Source organism: Pseudomonas fluorescens, assembly GCF_902497995.1.
Lineage (GTDB): Bacteria > Pseudomonadota > Gammaproteobacteria > Pseudomonadales > Pseudomonadaceae > Aquipseudomonas > Aquipseudomonas fluorescens_BK.
Genome location: NZ_CABVII010000031.1, coordinates 24,177 through 49,622 on the forward strand (window position 1 = coordinate 24,177; position 25,446 = coordinate 49,622).

Consider the following 25,446-nt stretch of genomic DNA (forward strand, 5'->3'; position numbering starts at 1 on the left):
ATGTAACAAAGAGTGCGGAGACCTGATGTCCTCTTTTAACGAAATGATCAAAAACATCACCCCCGATATCTACCGGAGCCTGAAACTGGCGGTGGAAATCGGCAAATGGTCCGACGGTGGCAAACTCACCGCCGAACAGCGGGAGCTGTCGTTGCAAGCGATGATCGCCTGGGAAATCCAGAACCTGCCCGAGGAAGAACGTACCGGCTACATGGGCCCGCAGGAATGCAGCTCCAAGTCGCTCACCGTACCGAACATCCTGTTCAAGTCGGATGCCATCCATTGATCGAGATTGGCCGCGGTGCAATCAGCAAAATGTCGGCGCGCCTGGACGGGCCGGACGTGCAATACGCGTTTCGCCTGGATGACGTCGAGGTACCGGTCAATCCCTTGATCGGCACCACGGTGCGCCTGGAATACCTGGGGGCGATCTTTTGCTCCCATTGCGGACGCAAGACCAAAACCAGTTTCAGCCAGGGTTATTGCTACCCGTGCATGACCAAACTGGCGCAGTGCGACCTGTGCATCATGAGCCCGGAGCGTTGCCACTACGACGCCGGCACCTGCCGGGAGCCTGAGTGGGGCGAGCAGTTCTGCATGACCGATCACATCGTGTACCTGTCCAACTCGTCGGGGGTGAAGGTCGGCATTACCCGGGCCACCCAGCTGCCGACTCGCTGGATCGATCAGGGTGCCAGTCAGGCCCTGCCCATCATGCGCGTCTCGACCCGTCAGCAATCGGGCTTTGTCGAAGACCTGTTTCGCAGCCAGGTGGCGGACAAGACCAATTGGCGTGCTTTACTCAAGGGCGACGCGATTGCGGTGGATCTGGCCCAGGTTCGCGATCAGCTGTTTGAAAGCTGTGCCGAAGGGTTGCAAGGTCTGCAGGAACGATTCGGCCTGCAGGCGATCCAGACCATTACCGATGTCGAACCGCTCGAAATCCGCTATCCGATCGAGCAATACCCGGCGAAGATTGTCAGCTTCAACCTGGACAAGAACCCGATTGCCGAAGGCACGCTGTTGGGGATCAAGGGCCAGTACCTGATTTTCGACACCGGCGTGATCAATATTCGTAAATACACGGCCTATCAGCTCGCCGTGCATCAGTAAGGACTCCAGCATGCGCACCGAACAACCGAAGATGATCTACCTGAAGGACTATCAGGCCCCCGAATACCTGATCGACGAGACGCACCTGACCTTCGAGTTGTTCGAGGACCACAGCCTGGTCCATGCGCAACTGGTGATGCGCCGCAATCCCGAGCGTGGCCCGGGCCTGCCGCCGCTGGTGCTGGACGGCCAGCAACTGGAGTTGTTGTCGGTGACGCTGGCCGATCGTGAGCTGAGCATTGCGGACTACCAGCTGACTGAAAATCACCTGACCCTGCACCCGACCGGCACCACCTTCACGGTCGACACCAGCGTCAGGATCCATCCGGAAACCAACACCGCGCTGGAAGGCCTGTACAAGTCCGGCACGATGTTCTGCACCCAGTGCGAGGCCGAAGGCTTCCGCAAGATCACCTATTACCTCGACCGCCCGGACGTGATGAGCACGTTCACCACGACTGTGGTTGCCGAGCAGCACAGCTATCCGGTGCTGCTGTCGAACGGTAACCCGATTGCCTCGGGTCCCGGTGAAGAGGGCCGGCACTGGGCGACCTGGGAAGACCCGTTCAAGAAACCGGCCTACCTGTTCGCGCTGGTGGCCGGTGATCTGTGGTGCGTCGAAGACAGTTTCACCACCATGACCGAGCGCTCCGTGGCGCTGCGCATCTACGTCGAGCCGGAAAACATCGACAAGTGCCAGCACGCCATGAACAGCCTGAAAAAGTCGATGCGCTGGGACGAAGAGGTCTACGGTCGCGAGTACGACCTGGACATCTTCATGATCGTCGCGGTCAATGACTTCAACATGGGCGCCATGGAGAACAAGGGCCTCAACATCTTTAACTCCAGCGCCGTGCTGGCGAAGGCCGAAACCGCCACCGACGCGGCGCACCAGCGCGTGGAAGCGATCGTTGCCCACGAATACTTCCACAACTGGTCGGGCAACCGCGTGACCTGCCGCGACTGGTTCCAGCTGTCGCTCAAGGAAGGCTTCACCGTGTTCCGCGATTCGGGCTTCTCCGCCGACATGAACTCGGCCACGGTCAAGCGTATCCAGGACGTGGCCTACCTGCGCACCCACCAGTTCGCCGAAGACGCCGGTCCCATGGCTCACGCCGTGCGCCCGGACAGTTTCATCGAGATCTCCAACTTCTACACCCTGACCGTGTACGAAAAGGGTTCGGAAGTGGTGGGCATGATCCACACCTTGCTTGGCGCCGAAGGCTTTCGCAAAGGCAGCGACCTGTACTTCGAACGCCACGATGGCCAGGCCGTGACCTGCGACGATTTCATCAAGGCCATGGAAGACGCCAACGGTGTCGACCTGACCCAGTTCAAGCGCTGGTACAGCCAGGCCGGCACCCCGCGTTTGGCGGTGAGCGAGTCCTATGATGCTGCGGCCAAAACCTACAGCCTGACCTTCCGCCAGAGCTGCCCGGCGACCCCGGACAAGGTTGAAAAACTGCCGTTCGTGATTCCGGTGGAACTGGGCCTGCTGGACAGCAAGGGCGGTGAGATTGCCTTGCGTCTTTCTGGAGAAGCCGCCGCTCAAGGCACTTCGCGGGTTATTTCGGTGACCGAAGCCGAGCAGACCTTTACCTTCATCGACATCGCCGAAAAACCACTGCCTTCGTTGCTGCGCGGCTTCTCGGCCCCGGTGAAACTGAGCTTCCCGTACGACCGCGACCAACTGATGTTTTTGATGCAGCATGACAGCGACGGCTTCAATCGCTGGGATGCCGGTCAGCAATTGTCGGTTCAGGTCTTGCAGGAGCTGATTGCCGATCATCAGAAGGGCGAGAAGCTGGTGCTCGACCAGCGTCTGATTTCTGCCTTGCGCACCGTGCTGGCGGACGAGACGCTGGACCAGGCGATGGTCGCCGAAATGCTCTCGCTGCCGGGCGAAGCGTATCTGACCGAGATCAGTGAAGTGGCCGACGTCGACGCCATCCACATCGCTCGCGAGTTTGCCCGTCAACAATTGGCAGAAGGATTGTTCGAGGCGCTGTGGCTGCGTTATCAGGCGAATCGCGATCTCTCCAAGCAGACCCCCTATGTGGCCGAGGCCGAGCACTTCGCCCGTCGCGCGCTGCAGAACATTGCGCTGTCGTACCTGATGTTGAGCGGCAAGCCGCAAGTGTTGGCGGCGACGCTCGAGCAATTTGAAACCAGCGACAACATGACCGAGCGCCTGACGGCGCTGGCGGTGCTGGTGAATTCGCCGTTCGAGGAGCAGAAGGCGACGGCCCTGGCGAGTTTTGCCGAGCACTTCAAGGACAATCCGCTGGTCATGGATCAGTGGTTCAGCGTCCAGGCCGGCAGTACTTTGCCAGGTGGTCTGGAGCGGGTTCGTCAGTTGATGCAGCATCCTGCGTTCAACATCAAGAACCCGAACAAGGTACGGGCGCTGGTCGGCGCGTTTGCCGGGCAGAACCTGATCAACTTCCATGCGGCGGACGGTTCCGGGTATCGGTTCCTGACGGATCTGGTGATCGAGTTGGACGGGTTCAACCCGCAGATCGCCTCCCGGCAATTGGCCCCGCTGACTCGCTGGCGCAAATACGACGTTGCGCGTCAGGCGTTGATGAAAGGTGAGCTGGAGCGGATTCGTGCTTCGGGTCAATTGTCCAGCGATGTGTTTGAGGTCGTGAGCAAGAGCCTGGCCTGACAGCCGACCCATTCTGCGGATATTCGCGCAGAACTGTAGGAGCCAGGCTTGCCGGCGAAGGCGTACTTGAGAACGCGTTCGACGGCAAGCCTGGCTCCTACAGGCCAATCACCCCGCCTGATACCCCATCATTCATCCTCCCCCCAACCCCCCCTGGTTAACAAAACATAACGTGGCGTCGATTGTCAGACCTTTCCAAACCCCGATAGGATAAAGCCAGCTTCCGAAGGGGCTCTGGATTGCGGGTTTCAGGACTATGTTCCAGAACAGGCAATCCCGATGCACCCCTTACGGCGCCCAAAAAGGTTGAACGACCTGACAATAATAATGGGGGAAGGTCTATGAGTGAGCCTGTCATGGGTGTGGGTATCTGCCGCCCGCCGGCACTACGCAAATTCGCGTTGCTGGCTACAGCGCTCTCGCTGTTGGGCTGTGCCGTGCTGTCGGCACCTGTGCTGGCCGCTGCGGCGCCGGCGTCCGATGTGGTTTATTCCGTTGAGTCTGCCAAGGCCGGCAAAAGCCTGATGCTCGACGTCGTGCGCGCAGGCTCTCGACTGGTGGCGGTCGGGGATCGCGGGCACGTCCTGTATTCCGATGACCAGGGCGCAACCTGGACCCAGGCCAAGGTGCCCACCCGGCAACTGCTGACCTCGGTATTCTTCGTCGACGACAAGCACGGCTGGGCTGTCGGCCATGACGCGCAGATCCTCGCCAGCGAAGATGGCGGCGTCAGCTGGACCAAGCAGTTTGAAGACCTCACACGCGAATCGCCGCTGCTCGACGTCTGGTTCCAGGACGTCGACAGCGGCTTTGCCGTGGGCGCCTACGGTGCCTTGATGGCAACCACCGACGGTGGCAAGCACTGGGAAAACGTCAGCGACCGCCTGGACAACGAAGACCAGTTCCACCTCAACGCGATCGCGGCCGTCAAGGATGCCGGACTGTTCATCGTTGGCGAGCAGGGCAGCATGTTCCGCTCTGCCGATGGGGGCCAGACCTGGGAGAAACTTGAAGGTCCATATGAAGGCTCGTTGTTCGGGGTGATCGGCACCGTCCAGGCCAACACCCTGCTGGTCTACGGGTTGCGGGGCAATCTGTATCGCTCCACGGATTTCGGCAGCACCTGGGATCAGGTCGAGTTGAAGGCTGCTCGCGGTGCGCTCGAGTTCGGCCTGTCCGGCGCCACGTTGCTCGACGACGGATCGATCGTGATCGTCGGCAATGGCGGTTCGGTGATCCGCAGCAACGACAACGGCGAAACCTTCAGCGTGTTCAATCGCCCGGATCGCATTTCCGTTTCCGCAGTCACCGCGGCGGGCAACGGCAATCTGATTCTGGCAGGACAGGGCGGCGTTCGCGTCACCTCGCCAACCGGCGCCGGCGCAGAGAATGGAAAAAACGGGTCGTCCAAATGAGCCTGGCACATAATAAGAAGGCGGGTCTATGACATCCTTGAGCAGTCATCATCACGACAAGGCGACGTTTCTCGAGCGCCTGATTTTCAACAACCGCCCGGCAGTGATCTTCATCTGCCTGCTGGTCAGTGTTTTCCTGTTCTGGCAGGCGACGCTGATCCGGCCGTCCACCAGTTTCGAAAAAATGATCCCGCTCGATCATCCGTTCATTCAAAAGATGATGGAGCACCGCAACGATCTGGCGAACCTGGGCAACACCGTGCGGATCTCGGTTGAAGCCACCGATGGCGACATCTTCTCCAAGGAGTACATGGAGACCCTGCGTCAGATCAACGACGAGGTGTTCTACATCTCCGGCGTCGACCGTTCCGGCCTCAAGTCGCTGTGGAGTCCGAGTGTGCGCTGGACCGAAGTGACGGAGGAGGGCTTCGCCGGTGGTGAAGTGATTCCCCATAGCTATAACGGGTCCCAGCAAAGCCTCGACCTGCTGCGCAACAACGTGCTCAAGTCCGGGCAGGTCGGGCGCCTGGTGGCCAACGATTTCAAGTCGAGCATCGTTGACATCCCGCTGCTGGAGTCCTACCCGGACCCGCAGGACCAGGGCAAGTTGCTGGCGCTGGACTATCGCAAGTTCTCCCACGAACTCGAAGACAAGATCCGCGACAAGTTCGAAGCCCAGAACCCCAACGTGCAGATCCACATCGTCGGTTTTGCCAAGAAAGTCGGCGACCTGATCGATGGCCTGGTCATGGTGGTGATGTTCTTCGGCGTGGCGTTCGTCATTACCCTGGTCCTGCTTTACTGGTTCACCAACTGCATGCGCAGCACCGTGGCGGTGTTGAGTACGACGCTGGTGGCAGTGGTCTGGCAGCTGGGCCTGATGCACTTTTTCGGCTTCGGGCTCGATCCGTACTCGATGCTGGTGCCGTTCCTGATCTTCGCCATCGGTATTTCCCACGGCGTACAGAAGATCAACGGCATCGCCCTGCAGTCCAGCGGAGCGGACAACGCCCTGACGGCCGCGCGGCGAACCTTCCGTCAACTGTTCCTGCCGGGGATGATTGCGATCCTGGCGGATGCGGTGGGTTTCATCACGCTGCTGATCATCGATATCGGCGTGATCCGTGAACTGGCAATCGGCGCCTCCATCGGCGTCGCGGTGATTGTCTTCACCAACCTGATCCTGCTGCCGGTGGCGATTTCCTACGTCGGCATCAGCAAACGTGCGGTCGAGCGCAGCAAGAAAGACGCGCATCGCGAACATCCGTTCTGGCGCCTGCTGTCGAACTTTGCCAGTCCGAAAGTCGCCCCGGTCTCCATTGCCCTGGCGCTGATCGCCTTCGGTGGCGGCCTCTGGTACAGCCAGAACCTGAAAATCGGTGACCTCGACCAGGGTGCGCCGGAACTGCGTCCGGACTCGCGCTACAACCAGGACAACAACTTCATCATCAGCAATTACTCCACCAGTTCCGACGTGTTGGTGGTGATGGTCAAGACCAGGTCCGAAGGCTGCTCGCGCTACGAAGCGATGGCGCCGATCGACGAGCTGATGTGGAAGATGCAGAACACCGAGGGCGTGCAGTCGGCGATCTCGCTGGTGACCGTATCCAAGCAGATGATCAAGGGCATGAACGAGGGCAACCTGAAATGGGAAACCCTGTCACGCAACCCGGACGTGCTGAACAACTCCATCGCCCGCGCTGACGGCCTGTACAACAACAACTGCTCCCTGGCGCCGGTGCTTGTATTCCTCAATGACCACAAGGCCGAAACCCTGGACCGCGCGGTGCATGCGGTGCAGGAATTCGCCAAGGAGAACAACAAGGATGGCCTGGAATTCATCCTCGCCGCCGGCAACGCCGGGATCGAGGCAGCCACCAACGAAGTGATCAAGGAATCCGAGCTGACCATCCTGATCCTCGTCTACCTCTGCGTCGCGACCATGTGCATGATCACCTTCCGTTCCTGGGCGGCGACCCTGTGCATCGTGCTGCCGCTGGTCCTGACCTCGGTACTCGGTAACGCGCTGATGGCGTTCATGGGCATCGGCGTGAAAGTCGCGACCTTGCCGGTAGTGGCGCTGGGCGTGGGGATCGGCGTGGACTACGGGATCTACATCTATAGCCGTCTGGAAAGCTTCCTGCGTGCCGGCCTGCCGTTGCAGGAAGCCTATTACCAGACGCTGAAATCCACCGGTAAAGCCGTATTGTTCACCGGCCTGTGCCTGGCCATCGGCGTGTGCACCTGGATCTTCTCGGCCATCAAGTTCCAGGCCGACATGGGCCTGATGCTGACCTTCATGCTGCTGTGGAACATGTTTGGCGCACTGTGGCTGCTGCCTGCGCTGGCGCGATTCCTGATCAAGCCGGAAAAGCTGGCGGGGCAGAAGGGCAATTCGTTGTTTGCTCACTGATTCAAATGCTGGAAACAATCCCGCCCGGGCTTGATGCCGGTCACTGTAGGAGCAAGCTTGCTCGCGATGGTCTTAAGGGCGACGCGTTTATCCTGAATAAACGCGTTATCGTTGACGTCCATCGTGAGCAAGCTTGCTCCTACAAGCGGCTCCGTATCAATTCGTTTACAGATTGAGGAACAGCTCCTGATCCAGGGGCGGTTTGATGACGGCTTTATCCAGATTGACCACGGCGCGGTGATCTGCGAGGGCTTTTTCGATCAGTTGTCTACGCGTCTGGAAGCGCTCCTGCGGCCGCTTCAAATGGCCGAAGTTATGTTGCGATATCGGCGTATCGACGGCGGGGTAGTGGAAATGCGCATACCAGAGGACGTCGGGTTTGTTTTTTTCACGCACCGAATACTCGGTCAGATAATCACCCGCTTTGGTGAGAACGCGCGAGCTGACCAGATTGAGATCGACAAAGCCGTGTTTCCACAGATAGGCGATATTGGAGGCTTTGGGGAGCTGTAGCTTGTACCCCTCGCTGCAAACTTCGCGGGCCAGTTTCGTCACGGCGGTCGCTTCCTCAAGGTAGGTATTGCTCAACGCGGCGGCGTTTGCATCGGTGCTGTGGTCGCGCCGGATTTCCTCGGCCAGGGTTTCGAGTTTCTTCGCATGCTGCGTCAGCATGTCCTCCCAATCCAGCGGACTGAGGGTTTCACGACGCATGGGATCCAGAAGTTTTTTCTGTTGGTCGCGTATCCTGCGTTCGATACCGGCGCGCTCGGCCATTACGGTTTCTGCCTGTCTTTTGATCGTGTTCAACGAACGAACCCCAGGCACTGGAGCCGGTGCCGACGGTCTCGCTGTAACCACCTCGACCCAAACCCCTTCATCGGCATGTTCAAGGTAGGTAGCGACGGCCTGCCCGGTGACCGGGTCCTTGATGTCGACGAAACTGCCCGGGGCTTGAGGGTCGAGCGCACGCAAGTCACCCACCAGGCTGCCCTGGTTGCGGGTCTTGATGACTTTTCGGCTGGGTCGTTTTTCCCGAGTGGGTTTGTCGGGTGCTGGCGCAAGGGCGAACCCTTCGTCAATGAGGATCAGGTCAGCCAGTTGTGTTTCGAGGCTGGTACGGGCCTCACCAAGCAGCTGCAAAAAAGCTGCTCGATAGTCGTCCCGCACGAAACCGGAACCCATTTCAGTTAATGAATTGATGGCGTTCTCCATACGCTCGTAGTGCGTCAGAACATCCTTGAGGACGACCCTCTGCTCATCCACCGAGTAACCTGAGCTGGAGCGCATTTCCAAATGCCCAAGGATGCTTCGATACAGGTGTTGGTTGGAGACCTGTTGAACGAAGTGAAGCTCTGACGGCTCTTGAGAAACACAGGCATGATCCAGCACCAGCTCGATAAGCAAGAGCAGCTCCTGCTGTTTCACGGTTGCGGCGGATATGTATTGGTCGGAAGGTGCATAGCTCAATAGCTTTTTACGCTGGATGGGGTCCGCCTCATGAAGGAGTCTTTCTATTTCTTGGGCGGGTTCGGTTTTCTTTTTTTCTATCTCATACCGCGCCTTTGTCTTTTGGATGACCTCCTCATAGGCGGTTTTGATGCCGGCGTTCAGCTGCTCATCGGCACGGGACTGAAGCTCAGCGTAGCTTTCGCCACGCTCGGACTGACTCACGTAGCGGCCTTCATCCTCCAGACAGTTATAGATCAGTCCCCAATACGTGAAGAGGAGCTGGGCTCTTTCATCGCGATGCTGGCGGTTTAACGCGTTTGTCCTGTCGGCCATCACCAGTTCGGTTTGTTTGTCGATGAGCCTGCGCTCCGAAGGTAACTCGGCCTGAAACGCTTTATTGAAGTTATCGAATGCGATATCCCATTGCACCTTGGACTGCGCTGTAATCGACTGTTGCTGTTCATGACGTGCCGTGATCGTTTCTCTCAGCGCCTCGATCGCATTGGCGCGTAATACAAAAAGCTGCCTCAGTTTTTTGTGCTGCTCCTCCATGGCGATTCCGGCACTGTCCATTACCAATTCTGCGCGGTGAGTGGCCTCGTACAGAGGGATGGTCTCCAAACGCATCCTCTGGACTTCTGCACCTAGCACCTCAAGGCGATTCGAGTGCTCTTGGTGCCAAGCCTGGAACCTCTCCTTGGGCATGCCGCCCTCCAGCCGGGCCCTGCGATCCAGTCGCCAGTGCCCTTGGCCGTCGCTGGCCAGCTTGAAGCCGGGATGATCAGGGTGCTTTGGATCGATCAGGTAGACCTCGGCGAAGCCGGGCTCGACGCTGACCTGAAACAGCAGCCCGCCGACGCTGGCGTGCCAGGTGTCGCCGATTCGGTACAGACCCTTTAAGGAACCGCCGGCCTCCGGGGGCGGCAGGGATTCGGGCCAAGGCACGCGGACAGCGAGCAACGCATTGAGCAATCTGGCGCTGGCCTTGGGGCTGGGAATCGAGCGAGTGAAGTCCAGCGTCGTGTGTCCTGCGGCCGGAGGCTCCCCAGGCAAGGCTACCGTCCCGTGTCGGATGTCCGGCGTGCCTTGCGGGTGCGGCAGGCCTGCGGGGCGCCGCCAGGAGGCCAAGTGCAGGCCGCTGTCTTCCGGGGCCGGATCGGCCAGCGGCTGGCGGCTTCTGTTGGAGGGCGTGGCCGCATGCAGCAACACCATCGCGGTATTGAGCAGCAGGTCGATCAACGCCAGCTCGCGGGTGGTCGGGTCGTCGCTGTCCAGGCCGGTCAAATCCTGTTCCAGACTGCTGACCAACACCAGGAGCCAGCCGGCCAACATGGCCGGTCCCCGGACCAGCGGCAACAGCAGGGTGTTGAACAGCAGCCACGCACCTTCCATCACAATGGCCCAGCGACTTTCGCTGTTGGACACCGACTCGCGATCGGCCAGGTCGACCAGCGCCCGTGCAGTACTGCCGAACACATGCTGGAGCAGCTTGCCGTCGACTTGTGATTGCAGCCATTCTTCGGCACCCTCGTCGACGGCCAGGGTCGCGGGTGCCGGTTTTTCATAGGATGAGAATTCGTCCCCGGTGAGGAAGTGAAGGATGTGCGGTTCCCTGATTCCGCCATGGTCATAGACGGGGCGGGCCTTGTCCGTCAGCCAGGTCAGCACGCTGTCTTGCAGTTCGCCGGGCGTGGCGATCGCATCCAGCAAGGCCTGGCGTGTCGGGTATTGATGCAGGGGGGCGGCGTACAGCGGCCGATAGAGCAGGTGCGGGCCAGTGCTTGAGTCCCGGGGCTCGATAATGAACATATTATTGACTTCATCGGGCGCTGCACCGGGTTTTCGGCACAGGGCCAGCGGCCGCAGGACGATTTCCTGGCCGTCGACGATTCTGTCCGAGGGAGTTTCACCCATCAACGCCGCCACACAACGGTAACCTTTGGTGGAGACCCCGTGCTGGAGCCTGATCTTGCATTCCAGCGCCTGCATCGGCAGCCGGACCTTGAGTTCACGGGTAAACAGCGACTCCCGTCGCCGGGCGTCGGCAGTGTCGGACAGCAACAGGTCCTTGATTTTCTGCGAATAGGTGGTGCCGATGTCGACGCGCTGGATCAACCCATTGCTGCCCAACACATAATCCTCGCTCAGCCACTGGGGGAGTGTCCCGCCGCGCGCGGAGGAGAGCTTCAAAGTGCCCCTGGGTTTGCCGGCAAGATTTTTCAGGGCCAGTTCCGTCAGCGACATCCGCACATGCTCGATAATGCCTGCGCCGCCCGGGTAGCCGGCGGCCACGGCAAAGTCCAAAACCACATCGTCGGGGTCGTAATCGGCATGATCGGTCTGCATCTGCTGGCGCAATGCGTCGCGGCTGAAGCTGTGGAGGGTTGTAATGCCTTCGTTGAATGAGCGCCCCTGGTTTTGCCTGATCACCTGAGCCATATCCTGCAGATGACGGTGGTAGGCGAAACGGTCGCCGACATCGGCATGCCTGAGCCACTCGGGCAGCTGGTCGCTGACCTTTTGGAGAAGGGCGGGGGGACCCTCGGGGATGTTGGAAAAAAGCACAGAGGGATCGGTGATTTGTTCCAGACGTCGCTCAAGCGCTCTTTCGCTGTGACCCTGAAACGTCAATGTCCCCAGGTCTTCAAGCTGCTGATTGAGGATCAGCCCGGCTTGCTGCTCGAAGACATTGCCATCGGGTTCGTTGCGCCGCCAGGTGATGCTGTCGAACTGGAACTGACGCTGCATCCTCGCTCCCCAGGCATCGCCGAAGGCATCGATGGACTCAAACGACTCGATAGCCCCGGCCACGCTGTACAGCAGCACCTGTTTGTCGCGGATCAGCAGCAGATCGGGGGTCAGAAGGCGCGCTTGCTGCCCGTCCCTGGTGAGCGTGGTCTCGATGAAATAGGCATAGGTGGTCGGCGTGGATCGGGACAGACGCTTGAGCCGTTCCGGCCAGGCGGCGACGAGCGACAGCATGTCCCGTTGTGTCTGGGTCAGGTTCGGGCGCGACGCGGCAGCGGCCGTCATCTGGCCGTTGAGGAACTCGCCCAGCCATTGCCAGCGACTGCCGCCCTGGGCGTCGACTTCGCTCCAATAGTCGGCCAGTGCCTGCTGGAAGTAGATGTGGATCGTTGATGGCAGCGCATCGATGATTTCGGCGATGACCTGCATGTCGATGATGTAGGGCGGGGCCTGGCTCTTCAGGCGGCTGGGGATTTTTTGTGTCAGGTAGAACGGCAATTCCCGTTGTGGGCTCCAATCCAGCAGCTGCGGGTTCAGGACATGATTAACCGCGACATTGCTCAATAGCTGGAATGTCCAGCCTCCCGATGGGCTGGGACTGGCCAGCTTGACAGCGCGCAGGTCCATTTCCAGGGTTGGATAGCGTTCCAGGATTTGGCTGCGCAATGCATTGAAAACCACTGAAAACAGCGCCGGGCGATGGGCGAAACGTTCATGAACGGCCTGGGCGGGCAATGGGCTCAGGGAAGTGGGTAACGCGAGGGTATTGGCGGCGGGCATGACGAAATCCTTTTTCCTGTTGAATCCGGTGCCTTCGTGGCTGCCGGGCTAGCAGACCACTGAGCGGTCCGGCACAGGAAATCGCATTTCGTCGTCGCGCGTGCAGTATTGGGATACCGCAAATATTACAAGGGTTGACCCATTACCACAGTTGTTCGGTGTTGTTCGTGGGTTGAGTGACTGGCACAGGCCCGCTCCCGCATTGAGCTATCATTGCGACTTTCCCCTTCAAAGATTGACTGCCATGACTGCCGTAACCGACACCTTGCTCAACGCCCTCGAACAGTGCGACATGCTGGAAATCGACGGGCTGCACGCCTTCGATTTCTCCCTCGATGAAGACGACAACCTGCACATCGAATGCATGGACGGCCGCGCGGCCAAGCGCTGGGCGTTCAGCATGGCCCAGATCCAGGCCGCGACCTTCGACCCCACTTTGAAGAGTTGGATCATTACCGGTGATTCCGGCGAGCACCGGCTGGTACTGATGGATGCGATCGGTGGTGGTGACGACGAGGACGAAACGCATGAAGATGCGTAATCTCTGGCCGCTGTTGATCGCCGGCAGCGTTGGCGCGATGGGCGTTCAGACGGCGGCGGCTGATGATTATCAGTTGCTGGTCGGTTCTTACACCGCCGCCCGGAGCCAAGGGATTTATCGCCTGAAGTTCGACAGTTCGACCGGGCAGATCGACGCCAGACCCTTGCAAGTGGTCAGCAGCGAAAACCCGTCCTGGCTGACCCTGTCCAGGGATCAACGCCGGTTGTTCGTGGTCAATGAAAACGGCCCGGGGCAGGCGGATCCGGTAGGGCGGGTCAGCAGTTATGCGATCGATCCCACGACCCATGAGCTGAGCCTGATCAATCAGGTGCAGAGCCTGGGCAACGAGCCGACGCATTCGAGCCTCAGCGGTGAAGCCAGTCACCTGCTGGTCAGCAATTATTCGGTGGCCGAAGATCCGGGCGGCACCCTGGCGGTGTTGCCGGTGGATGCCGACGGCAAGCTCCAGCCCGTGGTGCAAATGAGCAGTCATCCCGCCAGCCGGGTCAATCCCGAGCGGCAGATGTCGGCCCATGTGCATTCGACGGTCTCATCGCCGGATGGCCGCTATGTATTTTCCAATGACCTGGGGGCGGACCGGATTTTTGTCTATCGCTTCGACCCCAAGGCCAATCCGGACCTGCCGTTGACCGCGGCCAAACCGGCCTCGGTCCAGTTGCCACCCGGCAGCGGGCCACGGCACCTGCTGTTCAGCGCCGATGGCAAACACGCGTGGTTGACTATGGAAATGAGCGCGCAGGTGGCGGTGTTCGATTACCGGGACGGCCGGCTGGAACAGACGCAGATGGTCGACCTGGCGGCGGGCCAGCCCGTGTCCGACAAGGCCGCGGCGGCGCTGCATGCTTCGGCCGATGGCAAGTACCTCTACGTCAGCAACCGTGGCACCGCCAATCAGTTGCTGGTGTTCGCCATCGAACCTGCGACTGGCCACCTCAAGGAGCTGCAGCGCCGCTCCGTGGAAGGCGATCATCCGCGCGAGTTCAGCCTCGATCCGAGTGGCAAGTTCCTGTTGATCGCCAACCAGAAGAGCAACCAGATTGTCGTCGTCGAGCGCGATGCCAAGACCGGTCTGCTGGGCAGAACCGTGCAGAAACTGCCGATGGATGCCCCGAGCGACCTCGAGTTCCTGGTGCGTCAATAGGCCGCAGGCCCCGGTTGATGGGGCCTGCATCGTTCTATTAATGACGCTGATATCTGCTAATGCTACAAAAGATTTCAAGGCGCCAACCTCGAAGGTTAAGTTTGCTCCACGGCCCCACCGGGCAGGCAAGCCAACCGACTTCGAGGACTACCGCCATGAACTTCAATCTCTTCTCCGTCATCGCCGCATCCGCTATCTCCGCCACCGTGGCGCTGCCCGCCAGCGCCAACGTTGAAATCAGCGACAAAAAATCCCACGCCCAGAGCTACACCCAGAAATACCTGCAACAGAGTGCCACCTTCTACGCCGCCCTGGATCACAAAAGCCAACACTGAAAGCCGAGCCCTGCACACTTTATGCAGGAGCGAAGTCACTTGCCGATCGACCGCCCAAGTCGAAAGGCCATGAAGTGATGTCGCTCCTGCATAACGCGTTTTGGGCCGCCTCATTGTCTGTTTTCCATTTCCCCATTCTTTTGCCTGTCCGGCCCGTTCAAGACGAGCCAGAAGCTGCTCGCGAGCGCCTGATAGCTTTTATCAAAGACCGAAATAGACGGGCTTAATGATCAACCAGGCTGATGGTCACTATGGATAACCCTGAGTGGTTATCAGGGTTTGTTTGATCGATTCTGTGGGCATCGAAACAGGCTTGCGGAGAACATCATGACCCACACAATCCTCACTTCTGCCAAACGCGGCGCCTATGTGGCGATCGGTCTTTACCTGGCCATGGTGCTGGTTGTCAGCCTTTCACCGCAGTCGCGTCAATCCCCTGAAGCGCCGATTCAAGTCGCTCATCCCGGTATCCAGTTTGAATACCATTCGCAAAAGGCGATGGTCGATCAGGCTGAACTCGCGGGGATCGCCGGAGCATGAAAGGCTACAGGCTTTGGGTCATCGCCTTTTTGGCGTTCATGACCAATGGATCTTCCCTGCTGGGGATCGGACAAGGTTCGGCGGGGGCGGTGGCGCGGGCCATTGAAGCCAATCACAACCTGGCGCGCAACATCGAGACCGCGAAGGCCTTGGGGTTGCTGGCGGGCAATCCGCCGATCAAGCGTCAGGAAGGATTTTTTGGACCCTTCCATGTGGATTGCTCGGCGCTGCAGATGTGCTCGGTGTTGGCCTGAATATTCCAGACACCCCCCCATCCCCTGTAGGAGCGAGGCTTGCCCGCGAAGCTTTTGGCGTACTTGAGGACGCCTTCGCGGGCAAGCCTCGCTCCTACAGGGGTTGGTTATTTCTTCATGATTGATGTGAACAGGTCTGATTCGATAAACCGCTGCAGCCAGGCCTGCAAGCGCCCATAGGGCGTCTGTGCGAACCACTCGCGATCGACATGGGCGAATTGCCTCACGAAGGGCATCAGCGCCACATCCGCCAGACTGGGATGGTTCGCCAGCAAATACTCACGGCCCTGCAGCAGCTCATCGAGCTGGCGCAAAAACACTTCACCCTCGGCGCGATAGATCGCCATCGGCTGCTCGGGATAACGCTCGGCGTATTTGTAGCGATTCAGGTGCAGCTTGAACACCTGATCGTTCTCTTCGATCAACTCAACGATGCAATGCTGCCCGACAGGATCATCCTTGAGCAACCAATCCTGCGGATCGTTCTGTGCCAGCGCCCAGCGCATGATCGACAGGCTTTCATCGATCACTTGACCGTCGACACTCAGCACCGGCACCGTGCCTTTGCTCGACAACGCGAGCATTTCGGCGGGTTTGGCCTTCAAGCTGACCTCGACGATGTCCACGGCAACCCCGCAGTAGCGCAGGGCCATGCGCGCCCGCATGGCGTAGGGGCAACGGCGGAACGAATACAGGGTATTCATTTCACCTCCAGGGTACTCAGGCCGTTGCCCTGGCGCCGGACTTGAATCTGCACCGGAATGCGCTCATGCATTTCCTGGACGTGGGAAATCACCGCGACCTTGCGCCCCTGGGCCTGCAAGCCGTCAAGGGCGTCCATGGCCAGTTGCAGGGATTCCGGATCGAGACTGCCGAAGCCTTCATCGATGAACAGCGATTCGATTTTCAGCGTGCTCGAGGCCATCGATGCCAGGCCCAATGCCAGTGCCAGCGATACCAGGAACGTCTCGCCGCCGGACAACGAATGCACCGAACGCAGTTCGTCGCCCATCTCGGTGTCCATCACCAGCAATCCCAGCATGCTGCCGCCGCGTTTCAGGCGATAGCGCCGCACCAGCTGGCGCAATTGGACGTTGGCATGATGCACCAGCAGGTCGAGGTTGTAGGCCTGGGCGATTTTGCGGAAGGTGTCGCCGGTGGCCGAGCCGATCAGTGCATTCAAGCGGGCCCAGCGCTGATATTCGGTGTAGGCGTCGGCGATCTGCTGCGCCAGGGCCTGATTGGCGTTCTGTCGGCGTTGATCCTCGGCCTGTTCGGCACGCAGTTCGGCGCACTGGTGTTCGCTGGCGGCCGACAGGCTTTGCAGTTCGGCAAGCGCCGTGACCAGTTGCTCGGCGTCGAGATTGCCGTTGTGCTGCGCCTGATGATCGAGCAGCCGCTGATCGCGCTCCTGCAACAGGACGCTGGCCTGCTCGATGGCTTTTTCGCTTTGTTGCAGTTGCTGGCGCAGTTCGCTGACCTGCTGGTCGTCGACGCTCAGCAGGTGTTCCAGGCCGCCTTCATCCAGTTCCGGGTGCAGGGCGCGCCAGTCGGCGATCTTGCCGCTTAAATCCCGATCTTCGGTTTCCAGCGCGAGCAGGCGTTCCTGCTGTGCCTTGAGCTCGGCGGCCAGTTGCACCAGCCCCGTGCGCACGTTTTGCAGTTGCTGATTGGCCGTTGCTTCGCCAGTGCGCGCCTGTTCCACGGCCTGATCCAGTTGCAACTGCCATTGTTCGGCGCCGCTGTGCGCGCCCAGTAATTGCGTCAGTTGCTGCTGGCACGCCTGTTGCTGCTCGGCGAGGGCGGTAAATTGTTGTCGGGCAGCTTCCAGTTGCTGGGCACGGGTCTGCTGGCGATCCTGCTCTTTCTCCAGGGTTTGTTGGCGCTGTTGCTGCTCGCCGAGTTCATCGCGTTGCTGGTCGAGTTGCTGCAGACGCTGGGCGATCTGTCGGTCGAGCTGCATGAAGGTGGCGGCAGGTTCGTTACGCAAGGCGTCCAGGGTCTCGGCCGGGAGCAGGGTGCCGAATGCCGTCAGCTCTTCGTCCAGACGCTGGCGATCACTGTTCAATTCACGTTGTTGGTTGGCCAGGTGCTGGGTTGCCTGCTGGCTCGCCGTTTCGGCGCTGCGCAACTGCTGTTGCAGGCGCGCGGCATTCTGTTGCAGGGTGAGCAGGGCGGATTGGCGCTGTTCGTCCTGGCTGATGCTTTGGTTCAGCTGAGTGTTTTGCCGGGCGAGCCAGGCATCGCGTTTGAGCCTGTCCTGGGCCAGCAACGGTGTCGAGAGCGGATGCGCTTCGAGGCTGGGCGTCAGGCGCTGTTGCTGCGCGGTGAGGTGCTCCTGCTGCTGCAGAAATTCCCTTTGCTGAGCGATCAGGCCGCCGACTTCAGCGCGCAGGTCAGTCAGTTTTTCCTTGAGCAGGTCGACCGCTTTCTGGGCGGTGGCCTGTTCGCTTTCATCGTGCCGACCGAGACTCTGCAACAAGGCTTCAGGCTGATGGTAGGGATGCTCAAGGCTGCCGCACACCGGGCAAGGCTGGTCGTCCTGCAGCTGCTCGCGCAGTTCTTCGACACTGGCACTGCGGGCCAGACGCTGGCGTTCCAACAGTTCGCGGGTGACGGTCAGGGTCTGTTCGGCGACCGTCAATTGGTTTTTGGTGTTCACGCCGTCCTGGGTCAGGCGCTCGCGTTCCTGCTGCGCGGTCGACTGGCGCTGTTGCAGCTCGGCGCCGCGCTTGTCGAGTTCCTGCTGGCTGGCCCACAGTCGTGTCAGTTCTTCAAACGCCCGCAGTTGCTTGCGGTTGTCCTGCAGCAGATTGCCGAGCAGCTGGATCTGTTCCGCCACGGCTTCCGGCTCGGCGCCCACTTCTTTGTACAGCACTTCCAGATGCTGCTTTTGCGCTGCCAGTTCCTCGGCGGCGCGGGTGGCGTTCTGTTCCAGGGCGGCCAGTTCGGCCTGGCCCTGGTTCAGGCGATTGCCCACCAGCATCAGCTGCTGCAGACGGTCGCGATAGGCGTTCCAGGCCTCGCTCAGCGGTGCCAGATGGGTGCTTTGTTCAAGCTCTCCGGCGATTCGCTGCAGACGTGCGGCCACCTGCTGTTGTTGCTCAAGCAGGCCCTGGATCCTTTGCTGCCCTTGCGTGCAGGCCTGTTCCGCCTGTTGCTTGAGGTCTGCACTCTGAGCGGCTTCCTTATTCAGGCGGGCGAGGGTGCTTTGCTCTTCAAAAGCCTGGCGCAGCAGCGGTGCGCTGGCGCTGTGCTGGCGTTGGGCTTCGATCAGCGCGGTCTGCGCCGCCGCAAGGCTGAGTTCGAGTTGCGCCTGCTGCTCACTCAGCTCGGCTTGCTGGCGGCTGTACTGCTCGATCTGCGCGGCCAGCGGCGTAAGACGGGCGGTGAGTTCGGCCTTGCGCGCGAACTGATGCCGTTGCGGCGCCAGTTGCTCCAGCCGCATCAATTTCAGGCGTTCGCCCGCCAGACTGTGCCAATGCTGTTGGGCGCCGGTCAGTTGTTCGGTGGCGCTGTGTTGCGCGTCCTGCAACTGACGCAGGTCCTTGAGCCAGGTGTGTTGCAACTCAAGCTGTTTGAGTTGCGCCTGCTGCGTCTTGAGTTGCTGTTGCGCCTGGTTGAATCGCTCATCCAGCTCCGCCCGGGCTTGCGGCGCCAGCGGCGTGACCCCGGTGGCCTGGTCCTGCAGCAGCTTGTGGGTTTCGCGGGCTTCCTTGGTTTTGTCGAAGGCGCGGCGACCCAGACGGGTGTAGAGCGCCGTGTCGGTGAGTTTTTCCAGGAGCTCGCTGCGTTCGTTGTCGTTCGCCTTGAGGAAGGCACTGAACTCGCTTTGGGCGAGCAGCACCGCCCGGGTGAACTGCTCGAAATTCAGGCCCAGCACCGATTCAAGCTGGATTTTGAATTCGACTTTCTGGCTGGCCAGCAGCTGATCCTGATCGATATCGCGCAAGCTTTGGCGACTGGCTTGCAGTTTGCCGCCGGCTTTTTCCCGAGCGCGATTGGCTTCCCAGCGTGCCCGGTAACGTCGGCCGTCTATGCCGACGAAATCCACTTCGGCATACCCTTCACCGGTGCCGCGACGCAGCAAGGTGCGCGGGTCGCCGGTGCCGATTTCGCCATCGGCGTCCGGCGTTTTGGCCGATGTCTGTGCATTGCTCAAGCGCGGCACAGCGCCGAACAATGCCAGGCACAACGCATCGAGCAGGGTACTTTTACCGGCGCCAGTGGGGCCGGTAATCGCGAACAGACCGGCGCTGGCCAGCGGTTCAGCGGTGAAGTCGATCTCGAACGGACCGGCCAGCGAGGCGAGGTTCTTCAGGCGGATCGCGAGAATTTTCATGGTTGCTCGCTCTCCATCTGCACGTCCTGCAGCAACTGGGCAAAGTCGTTCAGCGTTTGCTCATCGACCTCGCTGCCGTAGCTGTCCTGCCACGCGCGGCTGAACAATTGCTGGGGCGTGAGCTGATCCAGTTCGACCAGCGTCGTGCCGTCATCGACGCCATCGCGGCTGCCGTTGCCGGCGTATTGCGCGGCGATGCGCACCAGGCGCACGGCTTTGCCATGCAGGGCGCTTTCGACTTGATGGCGCAGGTCGGGTTGCGGCTCATCCAGACACACCCGCACTTCCAGCCAAGGCTGGCGCTGAACGTCGGCCAGCAGGTCGATGTCCGGCAGGTCGGCCAGTTGCAGCAAGATATCGGCCAAAGGCGCCGGCCCGATGCGCTGCAGATTCACCGCGCGGGGAATCAGTTTCGGTTCGACGCTGACCAGGGTTTCGCCGTCGAGGATGACGTCGAGAACCTGATGCTGATAACCGATCTCGGAAAACGACAGCGGGATCGGCGAACCGCTGTAGCGAATGCGCTCTTCACCGTTGACCTTCTGCGGCTTGTGCAAATGCCCGAGGGCGACGTAGCTGATGCTCGGCCCGAACAGGCTGGCGGGCAGCGCTTCGGCATTACCGATGATCAGGCTGCGCTCGGAGTCTTCCGACACCGAACCGCCGGCCATGTGCGCATGGCTGATGGCAATCAGCGCCTGGCCCGGTTTGCGCTTGGCATTGGCGGCTTCGATCAGCCATTCGTGAACCTGGCCGATACCACGCAGGTAGTTGTCACCCAAATGCGCGCCGGTGACTTCCGCCGGGCGCAGGAACGGCAACGCCAGGCACCAGGCGACGGTTTTGCCCTTGGCATCCGGCAAGGGCAGCAGCAGCCGCTCGGCGTCGAGTTGACCATCGTCCAGCCACAGCACCCGACCGAGGGCATGGGTGCGCAAACGGCGCATCAACGGCGCGGGCAGTTCAATGCGCGAGCCGGAATCGTGGTTGCCGGCGATCATCACGATGGTCAGCTTCGGCTGCTGCTCGTGGGCGCTGACGATGAAATCGTACAGGCGTTCCTGGGCTTTGACCGGCGGGTTGACCGTGTCGAAGATATCGCCGGCGATCAGCAGTACATCGGGCTGATCCAGCTTGAGCTGGCGCAGCAGCCAGTCGAGGAAACAACCGTGTTCGAAATCGCGGTCCTGGCCGTGCAGGTTTTGTCCAAGGTGCCAGTCGGAGGTGTGGAACAGACGCAAGGCGTACTCCGTAGGAAATAAGGTAATGGCCGCGAGGAAAATGATGGCGGCTAAAGGGCAGAGAGTTTAATGGCAAAAGACCGGGGATGCTGAAAGCTTTGAAAAATTGCCTATCGATCGTGTGAGGTCGCAGTATGGTAGACAGCAGTCCGAGATGACGAGGCGGATGCTGTTGCACACCATCAGGGAGTTTGAATGTTTAAGGACGCGTCATGACCCAACAATTACTTCAACTTGATCAAGTGTCCTTAACCTGCCCGACGGGCGCGTTCTGTTCGATGACTTGAACCACACCTTCAGCACCAGGGCCACCGGCATCGTGGGCGCCAATGGCTGCGGCAAGTCCTTGCTTGGCCGGCTTCTGACGGGCGAACAACGGCCCACCAGTGGCACCGTGCGTCGCGAAGGGCAGGTTTACGCCGTGGCGCAGTTACTGGAACCCGAGCGCTATCCCAGCGTTGCCGCGCTGGCTGGCGTCGAACCTGTTCTGGCGGCACTGGATCGCATTGCCCAGGGTAGCGTCGACGATGAGGACCATGCGCTGGCGGTCGACCAGTGGGATTGCGCCACACGCCTTGAGGCAGAGCTGGAGCAGATCGGTCTGGGCCATTTGAATGCCGACTCGCGCACCGACACCCTCAGTGGTGGCGAGCGGCAGCGGGTGGCGCTGCTGGGGGCGTGGTTGTCCCGGGCCGACTGGCTCATTCTCGATGAGCCCAGCAACCACCTCGATATTGATCAGCAACTCAAGCTCGCGCAGCAGATCGATCGCTGGCCCAACGGCCTGGTGTTGATCAGCCACGACCGGGGCCTTCTGGAGCATATGAACGAAATCGTCGAGCTTTCGCCCCTGGGGTTGGCGGCCTATGGCGGCAACTACAGTCAGTATGCGGCGGCGCGCGAGCAGGAGCAGCAGTCGTTCCAGTCAGCATTGCAAGGTGAGCGGGCACAGGCCAGGCGCGAACAACGCGAGAGGATCGTGCAGATGGAGCGTCAGCAACGGCGTAATGCCCGCGGCGACCGTCAGGCCCGCGACAGCAATCAGACCAAGCTGATCACCAACGCCCAGAAAGAACGCAGTGAAAACAGCCAGGGGAAACTGCGCCTCAATCAACAGCTGGCCCGGGAGCAGCAACAACAACGTATTGCCGAGGCCTGGGCGCGGTGTGCGCCGGACATTCAACGCATGATGCTGTCCCCGGAAAGCGCGGTGCCCCATGGCAAGCTGATAGTGCAACTCAACGACGTCGTGCTGCCGTTCGGTCACAGGTTGCCGATCAACCTGACGCTGACGGGGCCGATGCGCATGGCGATCCTGGGTGCCAACGGCAGCGGCAAGTCGACCCTGCTGCAGGTAATCGCCGGCCACCTGCCGGTGCGCGAAGGCGAGCTCATACGCAGTTGCCAGGTCGGCTGGCTGGATCAACACGCCGGATTGCAGCACCCCGAGCGCACGGCGGTGCAATGGCTCTACGAGAGCAATCCGCAATTGCCCGAAGCCGAGGCGCGAACCCGGTTGGCGCAGATGGGGATTGATGCGGACCGTGCGATGCTCAAAACTTGCCAGTTAAGCGGTGGCGAACGCCTGAAAATAGCCTTGGCTGCGCAGCTATATGCACAGCGACCCCCGCAATTGCTGTTGCTGGACGAACCGGACAACCATTTGGACCTGCCCAGTCGAATCGCACTGGAACAGATGCTTGATCAGTACCAAGGGGCATTGATCGTGGTCTCTCACGACAGCGCTTTTTTACAGGCCATTCATCTGGACGCCGAGTTCCATCTCGGCAACTAGGCGTCAATTTGGATAAAGCTGCAGCAAACTGCGGTCACCCACCGGATCTGCATCGGCACGATGTCCACTGCTCGCTGGTTTCTGGCACAAGCCGTTTGCGCTCCCAATACTACTCTTTGACGCGGTTACAGTGGCGATTCAGGAAAAAAGGGCACGGGTGAAACATCGCGACCATGATATTCAGTCTGATCAGCGCCGCCAGGCTGGCTACCAATGGGCTTCCGAAAGTCTACCGGTTTTGCGTAGAGGTAGACTTTTTCGACGCTGGCAATGGGAGGTACTATGATGAGCTCCTGACGGAAATCGGGAGCACTGCATCATTCGATTTTATAGAAGAAATAACCAGGGCTGATGGTTTCGATGTCGTCTAAGATCTTCCTTATTTCCGATCTGCGCAGGGATAACTCTGGGGGGCGTATATCCTGCAAAGTATGTAAATACCTGTGTGCTAGAAAGGAGGGTATTCCTGGGAGTGGGTCCCGATAAAGTTTTATTTTTTCGTATTCAAGGTAGTCTAGCTCTATAGGCGTTCTGTTCTGGTTGGTTAACCGATCTAATATGAGTTTTCCGTTTTTGCTTCTCAAAAATCTTTCATGTGGAGCGTATTCTTTTTCATCTGCGCGTGGGGCGTTTGATATTTCATAATCTTTTAAGAATTGTGCGCTTCTATCTTTGCGCTCGATGCTCTTCAGTTTTTCTATTTCACGGGTTTTAAATTTTAATTTGTCTTTAAGTTTTAGGCCTTTTATTATTTTTAGTGGGTTTGCGCTTTTTACTATAGTTTGGTCGATATAAGAGGAGCTTTTGTACGTTACTTTCCGGGTTACGAGAGATTTTACAAGAGAGAAAAACGAATACTGTCCATTTGGGTCGTGTCTGTTTATCGGATCGCCCAAACAGTACACGTACGCATTTAATCCGCCCTTATCAAACGGACTCAAACTGTCAGGGCTGTTAAAACGCATTAGCACTGGATTAAACGCCCGATAGCCATTTCCCAGCAAATAATGTCCAGTCACCGGATCCGGCCGTTCGCCGTTGAAACCGAGCAGGCTGAGTAATCCGCTTTCAACAGGGCGATGACCATAGGGCGAATAGGCGATGGGCTGAGGTGGATGAGCAGCCTTGAGCGACTGCATCACCGAACGCTGCTGATCGGTGGCCAGCAGCGTGGAATCGGGCGCATCACCCTCACTTCGCTGTTGCGCCAACAGCTTATCGCCATGCTGGACAATCGAAAAGCCCATCGCGCCCTGTATCTCGGAGGCCAGCCTGCTTTTGCAGTAAAAGCGCTGGCGCTCGGGGGTAAATGGCAGGGCGTGACTGATCAGTCGATCAAGGGGGTCGTAGCGGTATTGGCAGAGTACGGTTTCGCGCGGCGATTTCACGGGTGGTTGCTCCGAAGGCCCGAATTGCAGGCGCTCAGTATTGAAGGTTTCGCAATGGTTGGGTACTAGCAGAACTGATAGGTGCGCTTGGGACGTCAAAAGTTTGCATTAAAAGAACGAAAAAACGAGGCGCCCATTAGCCGGTCTCGAGTCAATTTGGCGTTTAACCTTAATACTTTTAGACCGCTCTTTTTTTCTGTTGAATCATCACGTTATGCTCACCTTTGGCACCTGCGATTACTCCAGCCCCAATCCGGTATGACCAATAGTGTTCAATCCCTTTTTTTGTGAATAAAAACACGAGTTGGTGGGCGGGAGAGTGGTGGTGCTCGTTGGCAGCATTTAGTAATGTTCAGCATCGATCTGGTATTGCCATTATCGGCTCGTAGAGCCAAATGGCAGCCGAGTTCAAGCATGCTGCATTCGGAGGTGGCCGGAATGATGATCCGTGAAACCGATATCCAGGACTGGGAGTATTTGAAGTCGATCCGACTGCAGGCGTTGTCCGATTCGCCCATCGCTTTCGGCGTCAGTCATGCGGACGCTGTCAACTACAGCGATGAGCGCTGGAGGAGCCTCGCCTCGGCGCAACAGGCACCGTATTTCTGGTTGGCCATCGACCAGGAACTGCCGGTCGGGATGATCGGCGGTGGCATTGATCGGCAGCGGCGTTTCAACCTGATCGGTATGTGGGTCAAGCATGAACTACGGGGCGGTGGTGTTGCCCAGCGCCTCGTCGAGGTGCTCAGGGCGCGCGCCTTGTCACTTGGCTTCGAACGCATGGTTCTGGGCGTCTCTCCCTCCAACGCACGCGCTACGAATTTCTACAAGCGGCAAGGTTTTGTATTCATCGACGAGTTCGAATGGCTGGCCAGCCACCCGGACATCACCGTGCAAACCATGGAGTGGATCGATCCCGCATTTTCAGCGCCAGGGCCACCGGCATCGTAGGTGCCAATGGCTGTGGCAAGTCCTTGCTTGGCCGGCTTCTTACGGGCAAACAACGGCCCCCCGGCGGCATCGTCCGCCGCGAAGGGCGGGTTTACGTCGTGGTGCAGTTACCGCGCAGTTGTATGCACAGCGGCCACCGCAATTGCTGTTGCTGGACGAACCGGACAACCATTTGGACCTGCCCAGTCGAATCGCACTGGAACAGATGCTTGATCAGTACCAAGGGGCATTGATCGTGGTCTCTCACGACAGCGCTTTTTTACAGGCCATTCATCTTGACGCCGAGTTCCACCTCCACAACTAGAGAAAAA

The 25,446-nt window shown here is 59.5% G+C and carries 17 protein-coding genes and 2 pseudogenes; 13 read left to right on the forward strand and 6 right to left on the reverse strand.

Features of this window, described 5'->3' with window-relative positions; genetic code table 11:
* The first annotated feature begins 25 nt into the window (after positions 1 to 25).
* From F8N80_RS27185 to F8N80_RS27205, 5 genes are all read left to right on the forward strand, one after another.
* Positions 26 to 286, forward strand: coding sequence for a YeaC family protein (locus tag F8N80_RS27185; RefSeq protein ID WP_150747065.1), 261 nt, complete (start codon positions 26 to 28; stop codon positions 284 to 286).
* Entirely contained in the window at positions 283 to 1,113 is an 831-nt protein-coding gene (locus tag F8N80_RS27190; protein WP_150785097.1) for a DUF2797 domain-containing protein, read from the forward strand. The genes F8N80_RS27185 and F8N80_RS27190 overlap by 4 nt, the downstream gene beginning before the upstream one ends.
* Positions 1,114 to 1,123: 10 nt before the next feature.
* A complete protein-coding gene (pepN, locus tag F8N80_RS27195) occupies positions 1,124 to 3,781 on the forward strand; it encodes an aminopeptidase N (RefSeq protein WP_150785098.1) in 2,658 nt (885 codons plus the stop codon).
* 341 nt (positions 3,782 to 4,122) lie between these two features.
* Positions 4,123 to 5,196, forward strand: coding sequence for a WD40/YVTN/BNR-like repeat-containing protein (locus tag F8N80_RS27200; RefSeq protein WP_150785099.1), 1,074 nt, complete (start codon positions 4,123 to 4,125; stop codon positions 5,194 to 5,196).
* 28 nt (positions 5,197 to 5,224) lie between these two features.
* Positions 5,225 to 7,609 carry an efflux RND transporter permease subunit gene (locus F8N80_RS27205; RefSeq protein ID WP_150785100.1) on the forward strand — a complete coding sequence of 795 codons (2,385 nt, stop codon included), beginning with the start codon at positions 5,225 to 5,227 and terminating at the stop codon, positions 7,607 to 7,609.
* On the opposite strand, the gene F8N80_RS31285 is transcribed toward F8N80_RS27205, so the two are convergent.
* Positions 7,603 to 7,740, reverse strand: coding sequence for a hypothetical protein (locus tag F8N80_RS31285; RefSeq protein ID WP_191632996.1), 138 nt, complete (start codon positions 7,738 to 7,740; stop codon positions 7,603 to 7,605). The two genes, F8N80_RS27205 and F8N80_RS31285, sit on opposite strands and share 7 nt — an antisense overlap.
* 34 nt (positions 7,741 to 7,774) lie before the next feature.
* Entirely contained in the window at positions 7,775 to 12,586 is a 4,812-nt protein-coding gene (locus F8N80_RS27210; protein WP_150785101.1) for a dermonecrotic toxin domain-containing protein, read from the reverse strand.
* 244 nt (positions 12,587 to 12,830) lie between these two features.
* Between F8N80_RS27210 and F8N80_RS27215 the strand changes: the two genes are divergently transcribed.
* The 5 genes from F8N80_RS27215 to F8N80_RS27235 all read left to right on the forward strand — a co-directional run bounded on the left by F8N80_RS27215 (position 12,831) and on the right by F8N80_RS27235 (position 15,418).
* Positions 12,831 to 13,127: a DUF5629 family protein gene (locus F8N80_RS27215; protein ID WP_150785102.1), complete on the forward strand. Its 297-nt coding sequence runs from the start codon at positions 12,831 to 12,833 to the stop codon at positions 13,125 to 13,127.
* Positions 13,120 to 14,289 (forward strand): lactonase family protein, encoded by a 1,170-nt coding sequence (locus F8N80_RS27220; protein WP_150785109.1) that lies wholly within the window; start codon positions 13,120 to 13,122, stop codon positions 14,287 to 14,289. Before F8N80_RS27215 ends, F8N80_RS27220 begins: the two co-directional genes overlap by 8 nt.
* Positions 14,290 to 14,444: 155 nt before the next feature.
* Positions 14,445 to 14,624, forward strand: coding sequence for a hypothetical protein (locus tag F8N80_RS27225; protein WP_150747073.1), 180 nt, complete (start codon positions 14,445 to 14,447; stop codon positions 14,622 to 14,624).
* Positions 14,625 to 14,951: 327 nt separating this feature from the next.
* The gene (locus F8N80_RS27230) at positions 14,952 to 15,164 is read left to right on the forward strand and encodes a hypothetical protein (protein ID WP_150747074.1); all 213 of its coding nucleotides are present in this window, start codon (positions 14,952 to 14,954) and stop codon (positions 15,162 to 15,164) included.
* Entirely contained in the window at positions 15,161 to 15,418 is a 258-nt protein-coding gene (locus F8N80_RS27235; protein WP_150747075.1) for a hypothetical protein, read from the forward strand. Before F8N80_RS27230 ends, F8N80_RS27235 begins: the two co-directional genes overlap by 4 nt.
* A gap of 107 nt (positions 15,419 to 15,525) precedes the next feature.
* Here F8N80_RS27235 and F8N80_RS27240 read toward each other — a convergent pair whose 3' ends face one another.
* From F8N80_RS27240 to F8N80_RS27250, 3 genes are read right to left on the reverse strand one after another with little or no spacing between them, the layout of a single operon-like run.
* Positions 15,526 to 16,122, reverse strand: a complete 597-nt coding sequence (locus F8N80_RS27240; protein WP_150747076.1) for a glutathione S-transferase — start codon at positions 16,120 to 16,122, stop codon at positions 15,526 to 15,528.
* Positions 16,119 to 19,760, reverse strand: coding sequence for an SbcC/MukB-like Walker B domain-containing protein (locus F8N80_RS27245; RefSeq protein WP_150747077.1), 3,642 nt, complete (start codon positions 19,758 to 19,760; stop codon positions 16,119 to 16,121). Before F8N80_RS27245 ends, F8N80_RS27240 begins: the two co-directional genes overlap by 4 nt.
* Positions 19,757 to 21,001, reverse strand: coding sequence for an exonuclease SbcCD subunit D C-terminal domain-containing protein (locus F8N80_RS27250; protein WP_150785103.1), 1,245 nt, complete (start codon positions 20,999 to 21,001; stop codon positions 19,757 to 19,759). The genes F8N80_RS27245 and F8N80_RS27250 overlap by 4 nt, the downstream gene beginning before the upstream one ends.
* A gap of 212 nt (positions 21,002 to 21,213) precedes the next feature.
* On the opposite strand from F8N80_RS27250, the pseudogene F8N80_RS27255 reads away from it, so the two are divergent.
* Positions 21,214 to 22,796: pseudogene (locus F8N80_RS27255) on the forward strand (ABC-F family ATP-binding cassette domain-containing protein).
* Positions 22,797 to 23,113: 317 nt separating this feature from the next.
* Here F8N80_RS27255 and F8N80_RS27260 read toward each other — a convergent pair.
* A complete protein-coding gene (locus tag F8N80_RS27260) occupies positions 23,114 to 24,184 on the reverse strand; it encodes an RHS repeat-associated core domain-containing protein (RefSeq protein WP_150785105.1) in 1,071 nt (356 codons plus the stop codon).
* 414 nt (positions 24,185 to 24,598) lie between these two features.
* On the opposite strand from F8N80_RS27260, the gene F8N80_RS27265 reads away from it, so the two are divergent.
* Both F8N80_RS27265 and F8N80_RS31925 read left to right on the forward strand, forming a co-directional pair.
* Positions 24,599 to 25,135 carry a GNAT family N-acetyltransferase gene (locus tag F8N80_RS27265; RefSeq protein ID WP_318186275.1) on the forward strand — a complete coding sequence of 179 codons (537 nt, stop codon included), beginning with the start codon at positions 24,599 to 24,601 and terminating at the stop codon, positions 25,133 to 25,135.
* A 97-nt stretch (positions 25,136 to 25,232) separates the two neighbouring features.
* Positions 25,233 to 25,439 (forward strand): annotated as a pseudogene (locus F8N80_RS31925) (ABC transporter ATP-binding protein); the annotation flags it as partial.
* Positions 25,440 to 25,446 lie beyond the last annotated feature (7 nt).

Coding starts and splice junctions, on each gene's coding strand:
- F8N80_RS27185 (WP_150747065.1), top strand. CDS start 26: ATGTCCTCTTTTAACGAAATGATCAAAAACATCACCCCCGATATCTAC.
- pepN (WP_150785098.1), top strand. CDS start 1,124: ATGCGCACCGAACAACCGAAGATGATCTACCTGAAGGACTATCAGGCC.
- F8N80_RS27200 (WP_150785099.1), top strand. CDS start 4,123: ATGAGTGAGCCTGTCATGGGTGTGGGTATCTGCCGCCCGCCGGCACTA.
- F8N80_RS27205 (WP_150785100.1), top strand. CDS start 5,225: ATGACATCCTTGAGCAGTCATCATCACGACAAGGCGACGTTTCTCGAG.
- F8N80_RS27210 (WP_150785101.1), bottom strand. CDS start 12,586: ATGCCCGCCGCCAATACCCTCGCGTTACCCACTTCCCTGAGCCCATTG.
- F8N80_RS27215 (WP_150785102.1), top strand. CDS start 12,831: ATGACTGCCGTAACCGACACCTTGCTCAACGCCCTCGAACAGTGCGAC.
- F8N80_RS27220 (WP_150785109.1), top strand. CDS start 13,120: ATGCGTAATCTCTGGCCGCTGTTGATCGCCGGCAGCGTTGGCGCGATG.
- F8N80_RS27225 (WP_150747073.1), top strand. CDS start 14,445: ATGAACTTCAATCTCTTCTCCGTCATCGCCGCATCCGCTATCTCCGCC.
- F8N80_RS27230 (WP_150747074.1), top strand. CDS start 14,952: ATGACCCACACAATCCTCACTTCTGCCAAACGCGGCGCCTATGTGGCG.
- F8N80_RS27235 (WP_150747075.1), top strand. CDS start 15,161: ATGAAAGGCTACAGGCTTTGGGTCATCGCCTTTTTGGCGTTCATGACC.
- F8N80_RS27240 (WP_150747076.1), bottom strand. CDS start 16,122: ATGAATACCCTGTATTCGTTCCGCCGTTGCCCCTACGCCATGCGGGCG.
- F8N80_RS27245 (WP_150747077.1), bottom strand. CDS start 19,760: ATGAAAATTCTCGCGATCCGCCTGAAGAACCTCGCCTCGCTGGCCGGT.
- F8N80_RS27265 (WP_318186275.1), top strand. CDS start 24,599: ATGCTGCATTCGGAGGTGGCCGGAATGATGATCCGTGAAACCGATATC.